Origin of the sequence: Streptomyces sp. S4.7 (assembly GCF_010384365.1) — a bacterium.
Taxonomy (GTDB): domain Bacteria; phylum Actinomycetota; class Actinomycetes; order Streptomycetales; family Streptomycetaceae; genus Streptomyces.
In genome coordinates this window covers 5,472,343-5,488,414 of record NZ_CP048397.1, presented here as the reverse complement: position 1 = coordinate 5,488,414, position 16,072 = coordinate 5,472,343, and the positions used below count along the sequence as shown (strand labels likewise).

Annotated in this window: 10 protein-coding genes; 2 read left to right on the top strand and 8 right to left on the bottom strand. The window is 71.7% G+C overall.

What is annotated here, in order from left to right; genetic code table 11:
• Positions 1-14: 14 nt before the first annotated feature.
• The 3 genes from SSPS47_RS24525 to SSPS47_RS24515 form a co-directional block, all read right to left on the bottom strand.
• Positions 15-1,901 carry an acetolactate synthase large subunit gene (locus SSPS47_RS24525; RefSeq protein ID WP_164252898.1) on the bottom strand — a complete coding sequence of 629 codons (1,887 nt, stop codon included), beginning with the start codon at positions 1,899-1,901 and terminating at the stop codon, positions 15-17.
• 210 nt (positions 1,902-2,111) lie between these two features.
• A complete protein-coding gene (locus SSPS47_RS24520; RefSeq protein WP_239065040.1) occupies positions 2,112-5,228 on the bottom strand; it encodes an EAL domain-containing protein in 3,117 nt (1,038 codons plus the stop codon).
• A 176-nt stretch (positions 5,229-5,404) separates the two neighbouring features.
• Positions 5,405-6,343 carry a 2-hydroxyacid dehydrogenase gene (locus SSPS47_RS24515; RefSeq protein WP_164252896.1) on the bottom strand — a complete coding sequence of 313 codons (939 nt, stop codon included), beginning with the start codon at positions 6,341-6,343 and terminating at the stop codon, positions 5,405-5,407.
• A gap of 174 nt (positions 6,344-6,517) precedes the next feature.
• On the opposite strand from SSPS47_RS24515, the gene SSPS47_RS24510 reads away from it, so the two are divergent.
• Entirely contained in the window at positions 6,518-7,510 is a 993-nt protein-coding gene (locus SSPS47_RS24510; RefSeq protein WP_147873706.1) for an aldo/keto reductase, read from the top strand.
• 92 nt (positions 7,511-7,602) lie between these two features.
• Entirely contained in the window at positions 7,603-8,757 is a 1,155-nt protein-coding gene (locus SSPS47_RS24505; protein WP_164252895.1) for a PQQ-dependent sugar dehydrogenase, read from the top strand.
• Between the two features lie 27 nt (positions 8,758-8,784).
• Here SSPS47_RS24505 and SSPS47_RS24500 read toward each other — a convergent pair whose 3' ends face one another.
• From SSPS47_RS24500 to SSPS47_RS24480, 5 genes are all read right to left on the bottom strand, one after another.
• Complete coding sequence (locus SSPS47_RS24500) at positions 8,785-11,826, bottom strand: helix-turn-helix transcriptional regulator (protein ID WP_164252894.1); 3,042 nt, start codon at positions 11,824-11,826, stop codon at positions 8,785-8,787.
• Between the two features lie 124 nt (positions 11,827-11,950).
• Positions 11,951-12,142, bottom strand: coding sequence for a hypothetical protein (locus SSPS47_RS24495; protein ID WP_164247431.1), 192 nt, complete (start codon positions 12,140-12,142; stop codon positions 11,951-11,953).
• Positions 12,143-12,382: 240 nt separating this feature from the next.
• Positions 12,383-13,045: a hypothetical protein gene (locus tag SSPS47_RS24490; RefSeq protein WP_164252893.1), complete on the bottom strand. Its 663-nt coding sequence runs from the start codon at positions 13,043-13,045 to the stop codon at positions 12,383-12,385.
• Between the two features lie 46 nt (positions 13,046-13,091).
• Positions 13,092-13,652, bottom strand: coding sequence for a GNAT family protein (locus SSPS47_RS24485; RefSeq protein ID WP_164252892.1), 561 nt, complete (start codon positions 13,650-13,652; stop codon positions 13,092-13,094).
• 23 nt (positions 13,653-13,675) lie between these two features.
• A complete protein-coding gene (locus SSPS47_RS24480) occupies positions 13,676-15,958 on the bottom strand; it encodes an MMPL family transporter (RefSeq protein ID WP_164252891.1) in 2,283 nt (760 codons plus the stop codon).
• Between the last annotated feature and the right edge of the window lie 114 nt (positions 15,959-16,072).

The following is a 16,072-nucleotide window of genomic DNA, read 5'->3' as shown; positions in this document are numbered from 1 at the left end:
TCTCGGCATCCGGCTCAGTCGTCCAGGCTGTCGCCGAAGTCGGGGCGCACACCCCGGGCGGCCAGGACCTCGTCGTTGGAGGTGCCCGCGGCGACCATCGGCCAGACCTGGGCGTCCTCATGGACGATGAAGTCGACCACCACGGGGCGGTCGTTGATGGAGTTGGCCTTGGCGATCACGGCGTCCAGCTCGTCCGGGGACTCGCAGCGCATCGAGACGCAGCCCATCGCCTCGGACAGCTTCACGAAGTCCGGGATACGGGTGCCGCCGTTGGGCTTGGCGTCGTCCGCGCGGCCCGAGCCCTCGAAGGAGCCGCCGGCGGCCACTTCGGGGCCGCTGTGGAGGACGGTGTTGGAGTAGCGCTGGTTGTAGAAGAGGGTCTGCCACTGGCGGACCATGCCCAGCGCGCCGTTGTTGATGATCGCGACCTTGATGGGGATGTTGTTGAGCGCGCAGGTGACCAGTTCCTGATTGGTCATCTGGAAGCAGCCGTCGCCGTCGATCGCCCACACCGTGCGCTCCGGCTGCCCGGCCTTGGCGCCCATCGCGGCCGGGACCGCGTAGCCCATCGTGCCCGCGCCGCCGGAGTTGAGCCAGGTGGCGGGCTGCTCGTAGTCGATGAAGTGGGCGGCCCACATCTGGTGCTGGCCGACGCCCGCCGCGTAGATCGTGTCGTCCGGGGCGAGTTGGCCGATGCGCTGGATGACGTGCTGCGGGGAGAGGCTGCCGTCGGCCGGCTGGTCGAAGCCGAGGGGGTACGTCTCGCGCCAGCGGCTGAGGTCGCGCCACCAGGCGCTGTAGTCACCGACGTTGCCCTCGGTGTGCTCGGCCTGGACCGCCTGGACGAGGTCGGCGAGGACCTCGCGGGCGTCGCCGACGATCGGCACGTCGGCGGCGCGGTTCTTGCCGATCTCGGCCGGGTCGACATCGGCGTGGACGATCTTCGCGTACGGGGCGAAGCTGTCCAGCTTGCCGGTGACGCGGTCGTCGAAGCGGGCTCCGAGGGCGACGATCAGGTCGGCCTTCTGCAGCGCGGTGACGGCGGTGACCGCACCGTGCATGCCCGGCATTCCCACGTGCAGCGGGTGGCTGTCGGGGAACGCGCCCAGCGCCATCAGGGTGGTGGTGACGGGGGCGTTGGTCAGTTCGGCGAGAACGCGCAGTTCGGCGGTGGCACCGGCTTTGATGACGCCGCCGCCGACGTACAGCACCGGCCGCTTGGCCTGCGTGATCAGCTTCGCCGCCTCGCGGATCTGCTTGGCGTGCGGCTTGGTGACCGGGCGGTAGCCGGGCAGTTCCTGGGTGGGCGGCCAGCTGAAGGTGGTCTTGGCCTGGAGTGCGTCCTTGGCGATGTCGACCAGCACGGGTCCCGGGCGGCCGGTGGCGGCGATGTGGAACGCCTCGGCGATGGTGCGCGGGATGTCCTCGGCCTTGGTGACCAGGAAGTTGTGCTTGGTGATCGGCATCGTGATGCCGCAGATGTCCGCCTCCTGGAAGGCGTCCGTGCCGATCGCCTTGCTCGCGACCTGGCCGGTGATCGCGACGAGCGGCACGGAGTCCATGTGCGCGTCGGCGATCGGGGTGACCAGGTTGGTGGCGCCGGGGCCCGAGGTGGCCATACAGACGCCCACCTTGCCGGTGGCCTGCGCGTAGCCGGTGGCCGCGTGGCCGGCGCCCTGCTCGTGGCGGACCAGGATGTGACGGACCCGGGTGGAGTCCATCATCGGGTCGTAGGCCGGAAGGATGGCGCCGCCGGGGATGCCGAATACCGTCTCGGCCCCGACTTCCTCAAGAGAGCGGATGAGGGACTGCGCGCCCGTGACGTGCTCAACGGTGGCGGACGAGGGTCCGCCGTTACGGGCGCGCGGCGTCGGGTGTGCCCCGGTGGCCTGCTCGGTCATCGTCATTCTCTTCTCGAGGCTGAGGGTTTTTGCGGGGGTTTGGGCTGTGCTGGTACAACAAAAAACCCCTCGTGCCGGGAGGCAGGCGAGGGGAGCGCGTCGGTGCGGTCTGCAGAACCGGTGAGGGCCACTGCTTCAGCCGACGCGCTGTCCAAGTACGAGAATTCGGGTGCGCATGGCATTGACCCTCCCTCCGACGCGCTACCACTGTCAAGTGGGTGGGACTGGCGTCTCAACATTTGAGCGGACGGACGGACGGGTGATCGGTCGGGGGATCATGTCCGGGGTGGCCGCCCAGGTCCGGCGGACGGGCAGCGAGCCGCCGCTGAGCACGGGCAGCGGGGTGGCCCCGGGGAGGGGGAATTCGCCGCGGATCAGCGCACGGCGCAGCCGGTACTCGTCGAGGGGGCCGGAGAAGGCCATGCCCTGGCCGTGGGTGCAGCCCATGGCGCGGAGCGCGAGGACCTGTTCCGGTACGTCGACGCCGTCGGCCACCGAGACCATGCCCAGATCGCCGGCGATCCGGAGCAGCCCCGCGGTGATCTTGTGCAGCCTGGCGGACTCGACGACGCCCTCGACCAGCCCGCGGTCCACTTTCAGTACGTCGACGGGGAGGCGGCGCAGCGCGTTGATCGCCGCGTAGCCGCTGCCGAAGCCGTCGAGGGCGATCCGTACGCCCAGACGGCGCAGCGCGAGCAGGCGGTGCTCCAGCTCGTCCAGGGACGTGCGCGGGTCGCTGTCCGCCAGCTCGATCAGCAGGGAGCCCGAGGGGAGCCCGTGGCGGGTCAGGAGGGCTTCGATGGAGCCCAGTGGCATGGACCGGTCGAGCAGTCTGCGGGCGGAGAGACGGACGGTCACCGGTACGAGGTGGCCCGTCCTGCCGCGCTCGGCGGCCTGCTCGACGGCTTCTTCGAGCAGCCAGCGCCCTAACTCGGCGGTGCGGTCGCTGTCGTCGGCGACCCGTAAGAACTCGGCGGGGGTGAAGAGGATGCCCTGGGCGGAGCGCCAGCGGGCCTGGGCGGCGACGGCGGAGACCTGTCCGGTGGAGAGGTCGACGACGGGCTGGTGGAGCAGGGCGAATTCGCCGTCCCGCAGGGCGGTGCGGAGCCTGGTGGCCAGTTCGGTCCTGCGGACCACGTCGGCCTGCATCTGGGGGGCGTACAGCTCGACGCGGTCCTTGCCGCCGGCCTTGGCGCGGTACATGGCGAGGTCGGCGTTGCGCATGAGGTGGGTGGGGGTTATCCCGGGCTCGGCGAACGCGACTCCGATGGAGGCGGCGACGCGGACATCGTTGCCTTCGATGCGGTACGGCTGCGACAGCTTCAGGCGCAGCCGGTCGGCGATCTCGTGGACCTGGTACTCGCGGGCGGTCTGGTCGTCGGTGCCGTCGCCGAGGATGAGGGCGGCGAACTCGTCCCCGCCGAGGCGGGCTGCGGTGTCCCCGGCGCGTACCGAGTCCTGGAGGCGGCGGGCCGCGTTGATCAGCAGTTCGTCGCCGACCTGGTGGCCGAGGCGGTCGTTGACGCCCTTGAAGCCGTCGAGGTCGATGAAGAGGACCGCTGTGCCGGGGTCGCCCGACCGGCGCCCGGAGAGTGCCTGGCGGACCCGCTCGGTGAACAGGGCGCGGTTCGGCAGGTCGGTGAGCGGGTCGTGCTCGGCGTTGTGCTGCAACTGGGCCTGGAGCCTGACACGTTCGGTGACGTCGCGGCTGTTGAGGATCAGGCCGCCCTGGTGGCGGTTGACCGTGGATTCCACGTTCAGCCAGTCGCCGGTGCCGGACTTGAAGCGGCACTCGATGCGGGTGGTGGGCTCCTCCGTGGGAGGCGCCGCCAGGAAGCGGCGTACCTCGCGTTTGACCCGGCCCCGGTCGTCCGGGTGGATGATCGATTCCAGTGCCGCGCCGACGAGGCCGTCCGCCTCGCGTCCGTAGACGCCGGCCGCCGCGGGGCTGACGTAGTCCAGGGTGCCCTCGGGCCCGGCGATCATGATGACGTCGCTCGATCCCTGGACCAGGGAACGGAAGTGGTTCTCCTTCTGGGCCAGTTCATGGGTGAGCGCGATGTTGTCGACGAGCATGATGCCCTGCCGTACGACCAGGGCGAGGACGACCGTGCAGCCGGTGAGGACCACGACGCGGTCGACCCGGCGGCCCTCGATGACGTTGTACAGGATCCCCAGGGTGCACACGGCGGCGGCGAGATACGGCGTCAGCGCGGCCAGGGAGCCCGCGATGGGCCTGCCGGGCTGCCGGGGGGCGCGGGGCGGCCGTACCGGCTCGGGGACGATCTCGGCGGTCTTGCGCACGCCCCAGGGCGCGTACGCGAGCAGCAGGGACCCGGCGAACCAGCCCGCGTCGAGCAGCTGGCCCGAGCGGTAGTTCTCCCGGAGCAGCGGGGAGGTGAACAGGGCGTCGCACAGGACCGTGAGGGCGAGGGCGGCGATGGCGGAGTTGATGGCCGTACGGTTGCCGGTCGAGCGCCGGAAGTGCAGGGCGAGCACCATGCTGACGAGCACGATGTCCAGCAGCGGATAGGCGAGGGAGAGAGCGGCGTGGGCGACGGTCTCGCCGTCGAAGTGCGTGGTGTGCGCGAGGGCCAGGCTCCAGGAGAGCGTGAGGAGCGAGCCGCCGATCAGCCAGGCGTCGAGGCAGAGACAGACCCAGCCGGCCTTGCTGACGGGACGTTTGGCGAGGACGAGCAGACCGACGATGGCGGGTGGCGCGAAGCAGAGGAAGAACAGGTCGGCGAGGGAGGGGCTCGGTACGGGGCGGCCGAGCACGACCTCGTACCAGCCCCAGACCGCGTTCCCGCCGGCGGCCATCAAGGAGGAGAGCGAGAAGAGCATCCAGGCGGGGCGGAATCGGCTGTCGTTCCCGCGGGCGTAGAGGAAGCAGGAGACCGAGGCGATGAGGGCGGCGATGCTGAGGCCGAAGTCGCCCATGAACAGGGCCACTTCGGGGGAACCCCAGCCGAGTGCCGCGCCGGTCGCGTAGCCCCCGCAGATGAGGGCGAGGAGGAGTTGCGCGAGGAGGCCGGTGCCGCCTCCGCCGGCGTCGGCGCCGCTGCCGGGGTCGCTGCCGTCCTCCGGGGCGACGCGGGGGCCGAGGAGCGCCCCGGGGGGGCTCACGGGGCCACCTCGGGGGGTGTCGCCGTCACCGCCGCCGCGGCGGGTCCTCGCGCCGTGGAGGGGCGCTCCGGTGACGTACGCGTCGGTGAGGTGCGCCTCGCCGGGGTCCGGGCCGGAGCCTGGGCCGTCGGCGTGTGGCCTTGTGTCGTTGGGTTCGAAGGCCGCCGTGGACGGCCCTTCCGCGTCGGATCGTTCGCGCATCGGCAGTACATCGCCCGTCGCCCCCTCGGATTCTGATCGCTCCGCCACGTCGCCCCTCGCGCGACGCGACCCCCAGATCGGGACGATACACCAGACTCGTCACTCAGGGACATAGTTCTTCTACTCTCCGTGACGAGCAGCGGAGTTGTCGCCCTTCAGCGCGGACCGACGGTGGCTCAGCCGGTGGTGAGCACCTCGTTGCGCAGAGCGTCCCCCGCGGCGTAGCGGGTGAGTTGGTCGGCGAGCAGACGCTTGGCGCGCGGCATGAAGGCCGAGGTGGATCCGCCCGCGTGAGGGCTGATGACAACACCCGGAGCATGCCAGAGGGGATGACCCGGCGGGAGGGGTTCCGGATCGGTGACGTCGAGCGCGGCCGTGATCCGCCCGCTCTCCAGCTCCGCGAGGAGCGCCTTGGTGTCGGCGACCTGGCCCCGTGCGACGTTCACGAACAGCGCGCCGTCCTTCATACGGGCCAGGAACCCGGCGCCCGCCAGGCCCTTCGTCTCCTCGGTGAGTGGCGTCGACACGATCACGACGTCGGCCTCGGGCAGCAGGCCCGGCAGATCGGTGAGTGCGTGCACGGGGCCGCGCTCGGTGGCACGCGCGGAGCGCGCCACCCGCGCCACCCGCGCGCACTCGAACGGCGCGAGCCGGTCCTCGATGGCGGCGCCGATGGAGCCGTAGCCGACGATCAGCACGGACTTGTCGGCGAGCGCCGGGTAGAAGCCGGACCGCCACTCCTCGGCATCCTGGCCCCGGACGAAGCCGGGGATGCCGCGCAGCGAGGCGAGGACGAGCGCGACGGTGAGTTCGGCGGTGCTGGCCTCGTGGACGCCCTTGGCGTTGCACAGACGCACACCGGGGGGCAGCGAGCCGAGTCCGGGCGCCACGTGGTCGATCCCGGCGGAGAGGGTCTGTACGACGCGTACGGAGGTCATCGCGGCGAGCGGCCGGAGCGCGATGTCCATGCCCTTCATGTACGGGACCACGTAGAAGGCGCAGTCGGCCGGGTCGCCGGGGAACTCGGGAGCACCGTCCCAGTGGAGATAGTCCAGGCCGGCGGGAAGCCCTTCGATCTCGTCGGCCGGTATCGGCAGCCATACGTCTGAAGTCATGGGCAGGAGGCTATGCGAAGCCCATGGCGTCGATGAAGGGCGTTCCAGGGACCGGTACGGCCCGGCACCGGGGCGGAGGGGCACCGGGGCGCAGCGGCGTCGGCGGGCCCATGAGGTTAGCTGGGGTGTGTCCGGTGGGAGCGGACACGCCAGGAAGCGGGAGGGGCGGGGCAGTTGGAGCGCAGGGCGATCGGTGCGGCAGCACTCACGGTGGGCGCCGTCGGACTCGGCTGTATGCCGATGAGTTGGGCCTACAGCGCCTCCGAGCAGCGGGGCGACCGTTCGTCGCGGACCGTGCACGCGGCGCTCGACGCCGGTACGACACTGCTCGACACGGCCGACATGTACGGCCCCTTCACCAACGAGCTGCTGCTGGGGCGGGTGCTCACGCAGCGGCGCGACGACGCGTTCGTGTCCACCAAGTGCGGTCTGCTGGTGGGCGATCAGCACATCGTCGCCAACGGCCGTCCCGGCTATGTGCGCCGGGCCTGCGACGCGTCGCTGCGGCGGTTGCGCACGGAGGTAATCGACCTCTACCAGTTGCACCGGGCCGATCCGGAGGTGCCGGTCGAGGAGACCTGGGGCGCGATGGCGGAGCTGGTGGCGGCGGGGAAGGTACGGGCCCTGGGGCTGTGCGCGGTGGACGCCCGCGCGCCACGCCGTACCGGCACGGACCGTTACGGGGCGACGATCGCGCTGCTGGAGCGGATGCAGCAGGTGTTTCCGGTGAGCGCGGTGGAGGCGGAGCTGTCGGTGTGGGCGCCGGAGGCGACGGAGCGGCTGCTGCCGTGGTGCGCGGCGCGGGGGGTGGGGCTCCTGGCGGCGATGCCGCTGGGAAGCGGCTATCTGACCGGCACGCTCACCCCCGGGCAGGGCTTCGAGCCGGACGACGTACGGGCCAGGCATCCGCGCTTCACCGCCGAGATGATGGCGTCGAACCAGCCGGTGGTGGCGGGGCTGCGGCGGGTCGCCGAGCGGCACGGGGCGACACCGGCGCAGGTGGCCCTGGCGTGGGTGCTGGCGCGCGGGCCCCAGGTGGTGCCTGTTCCGGGGGCGAAGCGGGAGCGGTGGGCGGTGGAGAACGCGGCGGCGGCCGGGCTGGCGCTGTCGGCGGCGGATCTGGCCGAGATCGCCGCGCTGCCCCCGGCGTGGGAGTCGTGGCACTGATACCGGCCGGATGGGAACCTGGACGCGGGCCGCGGTGTATGAAACGTAGAGACGCAGCCGTCGAAGGGATCAAGACCGTGCAACGTGCTCCAGTGACCGCCGTGTTGGCCACAGCGGCGCTATTCGTCGTGACCGCCTGCTCGTCCTCCGACGACACGGCGCGGCCGGGGAGCCCGTCGGGTTCCGCGTCCTCGTCGGTGTCCGACGGGTCGACGCCCCCAAACGGCGCGGCGAAGCCGTCGGCGCCGCCCGCGAAGGGTTCGGCGAAGGTGGTGTCGACGCTGACGGAGGGCCTCAGGTCGCCGTGGGGTCTGGCGGCGCTGCCCGAGGGCGATCTGCTGGTCTCCTCGCGCGACGAGGGGACGATCACGCGGGTCGACTCGGAGACGGGCGAAAAGACGGAAGTGGGCGCGGTGCCCGGCGTCGCTCCGGGCGGCGAGGGGGGTCTGCTGGGCCTCGCGATCTCCCCGTCGTTCGCCTCGGACACCTATGTGTACGCCTACTTCACGACGGAATCGGACAACCGCATCGCCCGGATGCTGTACGACCCGAAGAGGCCGGTGGGCCGGCAGCTGGGCGCGCCCGACACCATCCTGCGGGGCATTCCGAAGGGGAACATCCACAACGGCGGCCGGATCGCCTTCGGCCCGGACAAGATGCTCTACGCGGGCACGGGCGAGACGGGTGAGACGGGACTCGCGCAGGACAAGGAGTCCCTGGGCGGGAAAATCCTGCGGATGACGCCGGACGGCCGGCCGGCGCACGGCAATCCGGAGGCGGATTCGGTCGTCTACACCTACGGGCACCGCAATGTGCAGGGTCTCGCCTGGGATTCCGACAAGCGGCTGTGGGCGTCGGAGTTCGGCCAGAACACCTGGGACGAGCTCAATCTGATCGAGCCGGGCAAGAACTACGGCTGGCCGGAGGCCGAGGGCAAGGCCGGGAAGTCGGGCTTCGTCGATCCGGTGGAGGAGTGGCGGACGGGCGACGCCTCACCGAGCGGTATCGCCTTCGCCGAGGGCTCCATCTGGATGGCGGCGCTGCGCGGCGAGCGGCTGTGGCGGATCCCGTTGGCGGGCGTGAAACCGTCGGCCGCCGCACAGGCCTTCTTCGAGGGCGAGTACGGCCGTCTGCGCACGGTGGTGGCGACGGGTGACGGTGCGCTGTGGCTGATGACGAGCAACACGGACGGCCGGGGCAGCGCGAAGCCCGGAGACGACAAGATCCTTCGGGTGGACGTGACGTGACGCGGGCGACGTGGGTCGAGGCGTCTCCTAGGTGCGTGTCGGCTCCAGGTCGCTGAAGAGGTGGAGGCGGTGGGTCATCGCCGCCGCCTCCGTGCGGCCCGAGACGCCGAGCTTGGCCAGGATGTTGGAGACGTGCACGCTCGCCGTTTTGGGTGAGATGTACAGCTCCTCGGCGATCTGGCGGTTGCTGAGGCCGTCGGCCACCCGGCGCAGGACGTCCTGTTCGCGGGGGGTCAGACCCAGAGAGCTGACGGCGTCGGTCTCCGGGGCGGGGGCCGGGGCGAGTTCCGGGGTGGTGGAGAGACTGATCCGTGCCCGGCCCGCGAGGAGTTCCGTCTCCTCGACCAGGTGCCGCGCGCCGAGCCGTTTCGCCGCGGCGTGGGCCTGGATCAGGAGCGCGGTGGCCTGTTCCCGGTCCGCCGACGCGGCGAGGAGGTCCGCCGCCCAGCGGTGGCGGGCCTCGGCGAGTTCGTACGGACGTGGAAGCGCCTCGAAGGCGGCCACGGCGCGGGCCCACAGCTTCGGGGCGACGATGCCGTCGGCGCGGGCGAGTTCGGCTTCGAGCAGCAGGTCGTACGCCCGCCAGATCGGGACGAGGGCGGGCAGTCGCTTCGCGTGGTCGCGGACGATCGCCAGGATCGCCGCCCGCCCCGCGTCGGCCTCCGGCAGCCCGCGCGCGTCCGCCTCCATCGCCGCGGCCGAGCAGAGCAGCGGCAGCGCGTACCGCTGCATGCCCGGCGGGAAGCCCTGCGCGGCGACCTGTTCGAACTCGGCGCGGGCCTCGGCGAGCCGGCCCTGGCGCGCGGCGCTGACCATCGCCAGCCTGGCCGGCGCGATGACATGCTGCGGCTGGGGGTCGTGCGGACCGAAGACCGCCCGGGCCAGGGTCACTTGGCTCGCGGCCTCCGCGGCGTCGCCGCGCCCGAGGGCGAGCAGCGCGCGCCGTACGGCCACCAGTGCGCGGGCCTTGGGGGCGTGCGCGATCCAAGCCGCTTCGTCGATCGCCGTCCGGGACTCGTTCCAGCGGCCGAGCGCGAACAGCGATTCGCTCAGATTGACCCGGACCCAGGCTTCCTTGTCGGACAGGCCTCGCTGATGGCAGAGGGTGATGCCGAGCTCGGCGGCGGCGACCGCCTCCTCCGAGCGGCCCACGCTCTCCAGCGTGGACGGCAGGTTGATGCTGATGCGGCCCAGGATGCCGAGCGTGCCGAGGTTGCCGAGTTCGAAGACGCGGTCCCGTACCGCGTACATCTCGGCGAGTCCCTCCTCGATGGATCCCGACTCGGTGGCGAGCCAGCCGCGGGTCGCCCTGGCGTTCAGTTCGATGTGCTCGGCGCCGACGAGGCGCGCGTACTCCACGGCGCGGTCGGCGGCGGCCAGGCTGTTGGGGCCCGGCCGGTGCAGGGCGCCCCAGCTCGCGACGTCGGAGAGGACGGAGGCGTGCACGGCGGACGGAGGCAGGCCGCGCACCAGGTCCTGGGCGGTGGCCAGTTCGTCCCAGCCGTCGCCGCGGGTGAGGTCCTGCACCAGCCGTGAGCGCTGCGTCCAGAACCAGGCGGCGCGCAGCGGGTCGTCCACGGTCTCCAGGACCCGCATGGCCTTCTTGGACAGCGCCAGGGCCCGCTCGCGTTCGCCGCCGGAGCGGGCGGCGACGGTCGCCTCGGCCAGCAGGTCGAGATAGCGCAGCGGGGCGCTCGCCCCCTCGGCGGTGGGCGGGTAGACCTCGGTGTCGTCCGGGGGTCTGAGGCAGGCGCGGATGTCCTCGGGTGCGGCGTCCCAGAGCTCCATGGCGCGCTCCAGCAGCCGCAGTTGCTCGGCGTGGGCGTAGCGCCGGCGGGCCTCGACGGAGGCGAGCAGGACGACGGGCAGGGCTTTGGCCGCGTCGTGCGCGTGGTACCAGTACCCGGCGAGGCGGGTGGTGCTCTCGTCGCCCCGTACGAGCGAGGGGTCGGCCTCCAGGGCTTCGGCGAGGCGGCGGTTGAGCCGGGAGCGTTCGCCGGGGAGCAGGTCGTCGCTGATCGCCTCGCGTACGAGCGAGTGCCGGAAGCGGTACCCGTCGCCGTCCACCGGGAGGAGGATGTTCGCGCCCACGGCGGCCCGCAGCGCGTCGATCAGGTCGTCCTCGGAGAGCTGTGCGACGGCCAGCAGCAGGGGGAACTCGACGGTGGCGCCGCCCTCGGCGACGATCCGGGCCACCCGCTGGGCGTTCTCCGGCAGGGTCTCGACCCGGACGAGCAGCAGATCGCGCAGGGAGTCGGTGAGTCCGGAGCGGCAGCCCGACTCGATGGCGACGGCCAGTTCTTCCACGAAGAACGCGTTGCCGTCGGAGCGCCCGAAGATCTCGTCGACGAGTTGCGGCGCCGGCTCGTCACCCAGGATGCCGTGCAGTTGTCGCCGGACCTCGGCCCGGCTGAAGCGGGAGAGCTCGATCCGGCTGACCGTGCGCAGCCGGTCCAGCTCCGCGAGGAGCGGGCGCAGCGGGTGGCGGCGGTGGATGTCGTCGGTGCGGTAGGTGGTGATGACGAGGAGCCGTCCGCGGCGCAGCGTGCGGAACAGATAGGCGAGCAGATGGCGGGTGGAGGCGTCGGCCCAGTGCAGATCCTCCAGAATGAGGACGACCGTGCGGTCGGCGGCTACGCGCTCCAGCAGCCGGACGGTCAGTTCGAAGAGGCTCGCGGTGCCGTGCTCACCCAGGGCGTCGCTCGCCGAGGGGCCCAACTCGGGCAGGATCCTCGCCAGTTCGCCTTCCTGGCCGTCCGCGGCGGCGGCGATCTCCTCGGGCAGCAGTCGCCGCAGGCCGCGCAGGGCCGCGGAGAAGGGCGCGAAGGGCAGGCCGTCGCCGCCGATCTCCACACAGCCGCCGACCGCGACGACGGCGCCGTCGCGGCAGGCCACCGAGATCAGCTCCTCGATGAGCCTCGTCTTGCCGACCCCCGCCTCACCGCCGACGAGAAGCGCCTGCGGCTGGCCCGCGGCGGCGCGGGCGAGCGCTTCGGTGAGTGCGGTCAGCTCGCCGTCGCGACCGACGAACACGGGACTGACTGACTTGGTCTCCACGGTTCCGAGCATCGCACAGGGGTATGACAGCGCGGCACTCGTTATCGCGGTCGCCGCGGGTGCCGTTGGCACCCTCGGCGGCCCTGGATCCGGCGTCCTTCGGAGGTCGGGGCGGGCGGCCATCTCCGTACGCCCGTCACGCCGCGCTGACGAACCGGCCCCGGTGCGATTCCACCCGCCTCTCGCCCTCGTTCCCGGCGTTGCGCGCGGCCTCCTTGCGGGCCTTGCGGACCTGGCGGACCAGCCGCCGGTTGTCGGCCTCACGGATCAGATCGGCCGCTTTCATCTGGTGCATCTCGTACTCGAACATCTCGACTCCCCTGTTCACGAAGTGCTTCGGCGTCCTTGCGATGCCTCAACATTCGTCTCCCAGGGGGTACGCCCGCATCGGGCGAGTGCCGCATCTTCGCGGCGCGTGCGCCTTAGGCGGACGCGTGGCGGCCCGGCGGCGGCCTAAGGCCCTGCCCCGAAACGCCTCACGCGCCGCACGGGGTGGTGCCCGTGCGGCGCGTGAGGAGGTGGGCTCTCGGCGGTCCGTGAAGGACCCGGCGGGCCCGGTGGGACCGTGTCAGCCGGTGGTCGGCGGGGCGGCCGGGGGCGGCTCCGGCAGGGAGACGAAGACGTCGAAGTACATGCCGATCGAGATCAGCAGGGCGAGCGCGCCGAGTGCGATACCGGCGACGGCGAAGGGCTGTACCCAGCTCTTGCGCTGCGGCAGGCCGAGCGCCGCGAGGCCGACGATGAGCGCGAGCACGGCGAAGATGCCGTTGGTCAGCGCGGTGGCGTGCCAGGCGTCGCCGTAGATCTCGGAGATCTGCTGCTGCGCCGTGCCGGTCTGGCCGAGGTCGATCTGGCCCACGAGCGTCTCGCGTTCGGCGATCACCTTGCCGGACCAGGTGCCGATGAGCGCGACGAGCGAGAGCAGTACGGAGATCAGGGCCGTGGACGCGGCGGCGAGGCCGCTGGAGGGCGGCGGGGTGTACTCGCCGTCCGGGTCGTCGACGAGCAGATCACCGTCGTCGCCGTCGTCGTCCGAGGCGGCGCCGTCGCCGTCCGCGTCGCCGGCACGGTGGGCGCCCTGCGCGCCGCCCGCCTGAGGGCTCTCCCCCGAGTCCTTGGCCAGGCTCGGGCCCGGTGCGTCGTTCTTGTCGGCGACGGCCGGAACGGCACGCTCCGCCTTGTTGTCGCCGCTTTCGTCCGCGGGCTCTTCTGGCTTGGTCGTGGGGTTCATGCGCCGCACGGTAGGCGGCCCGTATGAGAGATCCATGAGAGTTTCCTCAAGGGGTGTCGCGCCGCAGCTCACGCCACTCGGGAGCCAGTACGGCCCAGACCTCGTGGTCCTGCCGGCGGCCGTGGTGGAGGCTGCTCTCGCGCAGGATTCCGTCGAGCCGCAGGCCGAGCCGTTGGGCAACCCTGACGCTCGCGAGGTTGGCCGACGAGGCCACCCACTCCACACGGTGGATGCCGCGCCGGTCCACCGCCCAGTCGATGAGCACGGTTATCGCGCGAGTCACCAGACCGCGCCCCGTGGCCGCCGGTTCGAGCCAGCAGCCGACCTCGCAGTTACCGCCCGGCGCGTCGAAGATCCGGAAGAGCACGCCGCCGACGAGGATGTCGTCGAGCCAGATCCCGTAGATCCGTCCGGCGTCGGCGGCCTGCTTGTTCGCGTACGAGGTGAGGAAGTTCCGCGCCGATTCGAGGTCGGTGACGGCGTCGGCGAGCCCGACGTGTTCGGTCACCAGCTCCCTCGCACGGTCCATGTGCGTGAGGAACTCCTCGGCCTGCCACGGCTCCAGCGGTCTCAGTTCCGCGTTGTCACCCAATGATGTCGCGAACATCGCGCTCCTCCTGTCCGGCGGGCTCAGTTTCGGCCCGTGCTCCCCGGCACGTGTTCCGCACGCTCCGCGTGCTCCTCGCGCCGTGCGGGGATCTTCCCAGACGTACGACGGCGGGCGGCGGGCGCCTCGATGCTGATCCGCGGCAGCCAGCGGTCCAGCGTGCGCGGCAGCCACCAGTTGGCGCCGCCGAGCAGATGCATCAGGGCGGGGACGAGGAGCGTACGGAGTACGAAGGCGTCCAGCGCGACCGCCGCGGCCAGTCCGACGCCGAACATCGCGATGACGCGGTCCCCGGTGAGGACGAAGGCGAGGAAGACCGAAATCATGATCACGGCGGCCGAGTTGATCACGCGGCCGGTCTCGGCGAGGCCGACCCGCACGGCACGTCTGTTGTCACCGGTCTCCAGCCACTCCTCGTACATCCGGCTCACCAGGAAGACCTGGTAGTCCATGGAGAGGCCGAAGAGGACCGAGACCATGATCACGGGCAGGAACGGCTCGATCGGGCCCGCGCTGCCGAGGCCGAGGAGTTCGCTCCCCCAGCCCCACTGGAAGATCGCGACGACGATCCCGAAGGAAGAGGCGACGGCGGCCACGTTCATCACCGCCGCCTTCAGTGGGATGCCGACGGAGCGGAAGGCCAGCAGGAGCAGCAGACAGCCGAGGGCGACGACGACGCCGACGAAGAGCGGGAGTTTGCCGACGACGACGTCGGCGAAGTCGTCGTAGCTCGCGGTGACCCCGCCGACCGACACTTCCAGGGAGGTGCCCGCCTCGGCGCGGGACAGCACATCCTTACGGAGGTGGTCGACGAGATCGCTGGTGTGCTCCGACTGCGGAGACGATCCGGGGACGACGGTCAGCAGGGCGGTGTCGCCGCTGCCGTTGAAGACGATCGGCCCGACGGAGGCGACGCCCTCCGACTCGCGCAACGTGTCCGGGAGTTGGTCCATCGCGAGCCGGTCGTCGGCACCGTCCAGCTCGGCGACGAGTGTCAGCGGACCGTTGACGCCGGGTCCGAATCCCTCGGCGAGCCGGTCGTACGCCTGCCGGGTGGTGCTGGTCGCCGGGTTGTTGCCCTGGTCCGAGGTCCCCAGGTGGAGCGAGAACGTGGGCAGGGCGAGCACGAGCATCACGACCACGGCGGCGGCGCCGAGCAGCCGGGGGTGGCGTGCCACGAAGGCGGACCAGCGGGCGGCGAAGCCGGTGGGGGTCTCGGGCAGCGGACCGTGTTCGGCGAGCCGGGCGCGTTCGCGGCGGCTCAGCGCGCGCCCTCCGGTGTACGAGAGCAGGGCCGGCAGCAGGGTCACGGACGCGGCCACCGTCAGCGCGACGGTGAGCGAGGCGGCGATGGCGACGCCGTTGAGGAAGCTCAGCCGCAGCACCAGCATCCCGAGCAGTGCGATACAGACGGTGGCCCCGGCGAAGACGACGGCGCGCCCCGTGGTGGCGACGGCATCCGTGGCCGCCCGCGTGACCGTGAGGCCCTGTTTGAGGCCCTTGCGGTGCCTGGTCACGATGAACAGCGCGTAGTCGATGCCGACGCCGAGCCCGACGAGCAGACCGAGCAAGGGCGCGAAGTCGGCCACGGTCATGAGGTGACCGAGGAGAGCGATGCCCGCGTACGCCGTCCCGACCGACACCAGCGCGGTGGCGATGGGCAGCAGGCTCGCCGCGAGCGAGCCGAAGGCGAGGAAGAGGACCACGGCGGCCATGGCGACGCCCACGATCTCCGCCGTGTGCGTGGTGGTGCCTTCGGTGAGGGCGACGGCGCTGCCGCCGAGCTCCACCTGGAGGTCGTCGGTGGCGGCCTTCTTCGCCGTGTCGACGACGGCCCGGGCCTGGGCGACGGGGATGTTGTCGACCTGCTGCTCGAAGGTGACGACGGCGAAGGCGGTGCGGCCGTCCTCGCTGATCTGACGGGCGCCCTCGCCGTCGTCCGGGCCGGGTGTGTACGGGGGCGTCCCGGCACCGTCGGTGAGGGCGTACGGGCTCGTCACGGAGGCCACGCCGGGCAGCTTGGCGATCTCACCGAGCGTGACGCCCATGCGCAGTTCGACGTCCTGCGCGCGGACGGAGCCGCGTTCGGTGTGCCAGACCACGGTGTCGCTGTCGCCGCCGGCGCCGGGGAATCCGCTCTCCAGGAGTTCGACGGCGTGGCCGGACTCGGTGCCGGGTGCCTCGTAGTCGTTGGAGTACGAGGTTCCGGCCGAGACGGCGCCGACGGCGGTGGAGCCGAGGGCCAGCAGCCACAGGAGTACGACCAGGAGCCGGTGCCTGACGCACCACCGCGCGACTGCTGCCAACGGTCTGCTCCCCTGCGTGGTTCGGAGAGCCCGATTCTGACATCGAATCGTGATCGTTTGCCCGTTTGGTGGGGTTACTCACACAGTGTTGACCTGGCCTTCGATCGGCCGGAG

What these genes read in the sequence shown, in the direction of transcription:
- SSPS47_RS24500 (WP_164252894.1), bottom strand. Translation starts at nt 11,826, where the DNA reads ATGCTCGGAACCGTGGAGACCAAGTCAGTCAGTCCCGTGTTCGTCGGT.
- SSPS47_RS24490 (WP_164252893.1), bottom strand. Translation starts at nt 13,045, where the DNA reads ATGAACCCCACGACCAAGCCAGAAGAGCCCGCGGACGAAAGCGGCGAC.
- SSPS47_RS24520 (WP_239065040.1), bottom strand. Translation starts at nt 5,228, where the DNA reads ATGCGCGAACGATCCGACGCGGAAGGGCCGTCCACGGCGGCCTTCGAA.
- SSPS47_RS24525 (WP_164252898.1), bottom strand. Translation starts at nt 1,901, where the DNA reads ATGACCGAGCAGGCCACCGGGGCACACCCGACGCCGCGCGCCCGTAAC.
- SSPS47_RS24515 (WP_164252896.1), bottom strand. Translation starts at nt 6,343, where the DNA reads ATGACTTCAGACGTATGGCTGCCGATACCGGCCGACGAGATCGAAGGG.
- SSPS47_RS24485 (WP_164252892.1), bottom strand. Translation starts at nt 13,652, where the DNA reads ATGTTCGCGACATCATTGGGTGACAACGCGGAACTGAGACCGCTGGAG.